General features: G+C 61.5%; 6 protein-coding genes and 1 pseudogene. 3 read left to right on the forward strand and 4 right to left on the reverse strand.

Annotated features, from left to right (window positions below):
* Window positions 1–112: 112 nt before the first annotated feature.
* Window positions 113–763, reverse strand: a complete 651-nt coding sequence (locus tag AC1DYX_RS28350) for a hypothetical protein (RefSeq protein WP_477265127.1) — start codon at window positions 761–763, stop codon at window positions 113–115.
* Between the two features lie 394 nt (window positions 764–1,157).
* On the opposite strand from AC1DYX_RS28350, the gene AC1DYX_RS28355 reads away from it, so the two are divergent.
* Window positions 1,158–1,874, forward strand: a complete 717-nt coding sequence (locus AC1DYX_RS28355; protein WP_477265129.1) for a hypothetical protein — start codon at window positions 1,158–1,160, stop codon at window positions 1,872–1,874.
* A gap of 33 nt (window positions 1,875–1,907) precedes the next feature.
* Here AC1DYX_RS28355 and AC1DYX_RS28360 read toward each other — a convergent pair whose 3' ends face one another.
* Together AC1DYX_RS28360 and AC1DYX_RS28365 are read right to left on the reverse strand one after the other, a co-directional pair.
* Window positions 1,908–2,861 carry a PDR/VanB family oxidoreductase gene (locus AC1DYX_RS28360; RefSeq protein WP_477265131.1) on the reverse strand — a complete coding sequence of 318 codons (954 nt, stop codon included), beginning with the start codon at window positions 2,859–2,861 and terminating at the stop codon, window positions 1,908–1,910.
* On the reverse strand, window positions 2,858–3,901 hold the full coding sequence (locus AC1DYX_RS28365; RefSeq protein ID WP_477265133.1) for a Rieske 2Fe-2S domain-containing protein: 1,044 nt from the start codon (window positions 3,899–3,901) through the stop codon (window positions 2,858–2,860). The genes AC1DYX_RS28360 and AC1DYX_RS28365 overlap by 4 nt, the downstream gene beginning before the upstream one ends.
* A gap of 109 nt (window positions 3,902–4,010) precedes the next feature.
* Here AC1DYX_RS28365 and AC1DYX_RS28370 point away from each other — a divergent pair, with 109 nt between their 5' ends.
* Window positions 4,011–4,499, forward strand: coding sequence for a MarR family winged helix-turn-helix transcriptional regulator (locus tag AC1DYX_RS28370; RefSeq protein ID WP_477265137.1), 489 nt, complete (start codon window positions 4,011–4,013; stop codon window positions 4,497–4,499).
* A gap of 69 nt (window positions 4,500–4,568) precedes the next feature.
* Here AC1DYX_RS28370 and AC1DYX_RS28375 read toward each other — a convergent pair whose 3' ends face one another.
* Window positions 4,569–5,036, reverse strand: a complete 468-nt coding sequence (locus AC1DYX_RS28375; protein WP_477265135.1) for a MarR family winged helix-turn-helix transcriptional regulator — start codon at window positions 5,034–5,036, stop codon at window positions 4,569–4,571.
* A gap of 92 nt (window positions 5,037–5,128) precedes the next feature.
* Between AC1DYX_RS28375 and AC1DYX_RS28380 the strand changes: the two are divergent.
* Window positions 5,129–5,268, forward strand: a pseudogene (locus tag AC1DYX_RS28380) (p-hydroxycinnamoyl CoA hydratase/lyase); the annotation flags it as partial.

Raw genomic sequence — 5,268 nt, forward strand, 5'->3', positions numbered from 1 at the left:
CGCCAAGTACTTCTGGCGTCGTTTCGTCGCCATGAACGGCGCGGCACTGCTCGACGAAATCCGATCCTTGATGAAGGGTTTCGGGACAGAATTCACAGTAAATTTTTCCTGACTAGAGCATTGCCCGATCCTGCGAAATTGACCGGTTAAATTCGAGCCAACTATTGCCGAGCTCCGTGAGCTTGTAGTCATTACCGACACGCTGCAAAAACATGTTCGATTCCAGCCAGATCCGAATTTCCTCGCTCATCATGAGCGAATCCAGGCCGCATTGAATGCTGTTGAGCGCACGCACGCAGGCAAAATGCTTTAGCGCTTGCCGACCTTTCACAGTGATCACAGGCTTGCCGTCGTCATCCAGCTGAATCAGGGCAAACCGTCGCAATTCAACGGGACACTCGGCGATCGTCATCCTGTGCATGCCAGTGTCCGCTTCGAAGCGAAGACGGTGCAGGATCGCCATCGCTGCCGAGTCGAGCGTGACAGTTCCGTCGTCGTCAGTTGACGTTGGATGCTGGTCCACGGACGTAGACGGCGCTTCATGGATACGACGTCGCTGCGCGCGGCGTTCCTCGGGAATGGCCAGCACACGCTCGACCAACTCCTCCTCGAGGCCATTGCGCAAGAGTAGATTTTTCGCGGCGGCGTAGCCGAAACCGCGCCGCATGGCGAACATGGTACGCAAGATTTTTGCGGTGACGCCATCGGTACGTCGATCTCCCGAGCGTCGATCAGGGTGAGTAACGAGGGTCATGGTGGCCAAAGAAGTTTCAATGATTAATAATAACAAAAAATCATCAAAATAGGAGGCTCAGGCTGTCATGTCTTACGTCTGAAACCGTTGGCTTCGAGTCGGTTCCGGCCGGTCGTGACAATGGTTTCTCCTGACCGAAGGTGAGCCATACGCTGTCAGGACTCTTTCAATGCCGCGACTTTCGATGGACCGGACCATATCGAGCTTGTAAAATTGCGCCTAGGAAATTGGTGGATTCTAGCGCATCTCTATCTTTCAGACGACATGAGAAAAGCAAGCGCGTACGCATGGAGGAAACGAATGAAACGATACCTGGGGCACGCCGAAACCGGGACTGGCGGCCGTTCAGCCGTTCTCGCTCGACACGCTCGACAAAGGCGTTATTCCACCGCAATACGCCGGGATGCCCATTCGAACCATTTTCGAAGCGCTTGAAAAAAGGACGCAGCTGGCCAAAGGCGAATTCGAGTCGAGCGCCGACTTCAACCAGCGCCAGAAAACCGCCCTGGAATCGGCCTTGATAGGTCAGGTACACGTCAACGATATCCTGGCGTTCGTGATTCCGGTACAAAAGAAGAGTTATAGTGAACCCTTCTATTACACGTATGACGCGGATAACGGCGAAGCCCTGCTGACCATGTCCGCCAACCAGAAGACGTTCAATAACATCGGCTCGCCGAATTATTCCATCCAGTCGGAACGGCTGCGCTACGACAGTTACGAAATCAAATCCGACACCGCCCCAGCGGAAAAGTACACCGCCAGTAATGCATACGGCGCAACCGTGAACGTCACCAGGTTMGACACGACCGATTACACGTTCGCCACCTTCGGCTCCGGCGGCTATTCGCTCAAGGTGCAGATGGACGCGAAGCGTGCTGCGAGTGAACTTCCAACCCTGAAGGCGCTGCTTCTGGTGAAGCTCCGCGAGCCGTACGTGGCATACGACTACTTCCACACGGACCCGACACGCGACAAGCCCACGGAAATCATCGAGCACACGAAATCGCTGGTCGGCGACGTGCTCGGCGTCGTCTTTTATTCGGGCAGGAGCGGCGAAATCGTCGCGAAGTCGCCCGGTATGAGACCGGCTACGGAGAGCGTCGCCGAGAGTCGGTAGAAAGTCGCACGGGCCGGGCGCGTTCCTGTCACGTCACAGATCGAGGACGAGCCGCGCGCTGACGGCACGCGAACAACACGGCGTGAACAGGTTGTTCGCCGCGTGTTCCTCGTCGGTCAAATACATGTCGCGGTGGTCGGGCACGCCTTGAAGAACGCGCGTCAGGCAGGTGCCGCACACGCCTTCCTCGCACGAATACGGAATGTCGACGCCATGCTCGGCCAGCACCTGGATGACCGTGCGTCCGCCTGGAACCGTGACCACTTTGCCGCTGGATACCAGCTCGACGTCGAATGCCTGGTCACCGCTCGTGTCGACGGACACGCCCGCGAAATACTCCGTGTGCAGCCGCGACTGTGCCCATCCCTGCGCCCGTGCGGTCGCGAGCACATGCTCGATGTAGCCCGGCGGGCCGCACACATATAGGCGTGCATCGGGATCGGGTTGCGCCAGCAGGGCGGCCATGTCGAGCATCCCGGCCGGTGCATCGTCGAAGTGGAAATGCACCCTGTCGACGAAACGGGACGCCATCAGGCGCTCCCTGAACGCCGCCAGCGACACCGAGCGTGCGCAGTAGTGCAGATCGAATGTGGCGTCGCCCGCGGCCAGTGCTTCGGCCATCGCCAGGATGGGCGTGATACCGATTCCGCCGGCCAGCAGCAGCGTGCGCGCAGCCGGTACGAGAGGGAAATGGTTTTTCGGCGCGCTGATCTTCAATGACGTGCCGGGTTGCACTCGCTCGTGCATCGCGCGCGAGCCGCCGCGCGAGGCCGCGTCGCGCAGGACGCCGATCACGTAGCGGTGTGTTTCGGATGGCGGATTGCACAGCGAATACTGGCGCACCAGCCCGTCGCCGATGTGCACGTCGATGTGGGCACCGGCCTCGAATGCCGGCAGTGCACCGCCACCGGTGCGCACGAGTTCATAGCTGAAGACACCGTCGGCCTCGCGCGTCCGGGCGGCGACGATGACGTCGATCGTGTTCATGCCGTCTGCTCCTGCTGGCGTTCGCGTGCCAGCCATTGGTCGATGATGCGGCGCGACTGGACGCCGCCCGCGTCGATGTTCAGCATCAGCAGCTTGCGCTCGGGATGGCGCAGGATGTTCTGCTGCTGCAGTTCGAGCATGGCGCGGTCCTCGCTGAAGATGTTTCCCTGGCCTGCGCGGATCGTCTGCGTGAGAGCGGTGTCGTGCGGCCTGAAGTTGCGGGCCATGCCCCAGAAATACCAGTGCGACGTTGCGGTCTCGGGGGTGATGAAATCGACGACGATGCTGGACGCCTTGTGCTCCGGTGCGGCATGGTAGCCGCCTTTGCCGGCGTGGGCGACGCCCACTTCGATCATCACGTGGCTGGGCGCGGTAAAGCGGCAGATCTGCCAGCGGTCGACCGGGACATCGTCGGCCAGGCCGTTGCCGCGCAGCGCGGCGCGCCAGAACGGCGGGGCCATGATGTTGTCCATGAACCGGCTGGTGATCACCTGTTCGCCTTCGACCTTCGTCGTCACTGGGGCCTCGTCGATCTCCTTCTGTCCGATGCTCGACGCGTGTACATAGGTCTCGTGGGTCAGGTCCATCAGGTTATCGACCATCAGCCGGTAGTCGCAACCGATGTGATACAGCCCGCCGCCGTAGGCCCATTCGGGATTGTCCGCCCACTCGAGGTGGTGGATGGCCGCGGGGTCGGCCTGCTCCCTGTCGCCGGGCCAGACCCAGATGAAACCATGGCGCTCCTCGACCGCATAGCCGCGGATGCAGGGAAAGCCGCGCACACGCTGTCCTGGCATGGCGACGGCCTTGCCTTCGCAGCCCATCTCCAGGCCGTGGTAGCCGCACACGAGATTGCCGTCGCGGACGAAGCCCAGCGACAGCGGGGCGCCTCGGTGCGGACAAAAATCCTCCACCGCGGCGACCTTGCCGCCCTGGCCGCGATAGAACACGATCTTTTCGCCGCAGATCTGCCGGCCCAGCGGCTTCTCCGCGATTTCGTCGGGCGTACATGCCACATACCATGCGTTTTTCGGGAACATCGGTAGTCTCCTGTCTTCGGTTTTGATATTCAGTACACTGAATGTTTTAGGAAGTATCATCCTTTTGTGCGAAGAAGTAAACTGTGGTTTCATCATCCACACCGCGCCCATGACCACCGAACCCATCCCTGACCATCTCGACCTCTACGAGCATCCGGGGCACCTGCTGCGCCGCGCTCAGCAGATATCGGTGTCGCTGTTCTACGACGAGCTGGGTACCGAACTGACGCCCGTGCAATATGCGCTCCTGATCCGTCTTGCAGAGCACCCCGGCATCGACCAGGTATCGCTGGCGGGCCTCGCCGGGATCGATACGTCGACCGGCGCCACGGTCTGTGTGCGGCTCGAGGAAAAGGGGCTGCTGCAGCGGCAGGTGATTCCACATAACCGGCGCCAGCGCGCGCTGACGATCACACCGGCCGGCGCCCGCCTGCTGGCGGACCTGGAAGCGGGGGCCCAGCGCCTGCGCGACCGCCTGCTGGCACCCCTGGCCCCCGCCGAACGGCGCAAGTTCATGGCACTGCTGACCAAGCTTGTGGACGGCAATAACGCGCAGAGCCGCGTGCCGCTGGCCCGGCGGGATAGCGAGGAAGACTGACCGGAGCGCGGATGGCCGGGCGGCTGATACCAGCGGCGCCGTTCAGGACGCGTTGCGTAGCTGGCGGCGTCAGATGCCGTGCAGGTTCAGCGCACGCACGGCGCTGCGCAGTTGCGCGTGCAACCGCGCGCGCTCGTCCTCGCTCAGATCGGGGAACATCGTTTCTTCGACATGCCGCACGACGCCGTCGCAGCGCTGCAGGCATGCCGTTCCTGCCTCCGTCAGGCTGATGCGGATGATGCGGCCGTGCTCCGGATCCGGGGCGCGCGCGATCCACCCTTTCGCTTCCATCGCCTTCACCATTTCGTTCGCCGATTGTGGCGACATCATCGTGCGCTCCGCCAGCTGGGCGTTGGAGATCGTGCCCAGGGCGCGGAACACCGACAGCGCCGTGTAATGGGGCACCGTCATGCCCAGCGGCGCCAGGCCGTCGCGCAGGCGCTTGTTCAGGACGTGGTCGAGCCGGCCCACGATGTAGGCGAGGCCGGAAGGTTTGGCGTCGGCCGGGGCGGCCGGGAGCGGTTTTTTCGAAGGCATGAAAATTGTTCTTGTCAAAGCGTGAGGGCAGGTCTAGTATAAGTATCATATCAGGCTACCTGATACATTCCTCACACATTAGGAGACATTGTATGTCCAAATACGAAGGCCGTTGGCAGACCGTGAAGGTCGATGTCGAGAACCGGATCGGCTGGATCACCCTGAACCGCCCCGAGAAGCGCAACGCGATGAGCCCCACGCTGAACCGTGAGATGATCGACGTGCTCGAGAC

The sequence above is a fragment of the Massilia sp. P2_C2 genome (genome assembly GCF_056404615.1).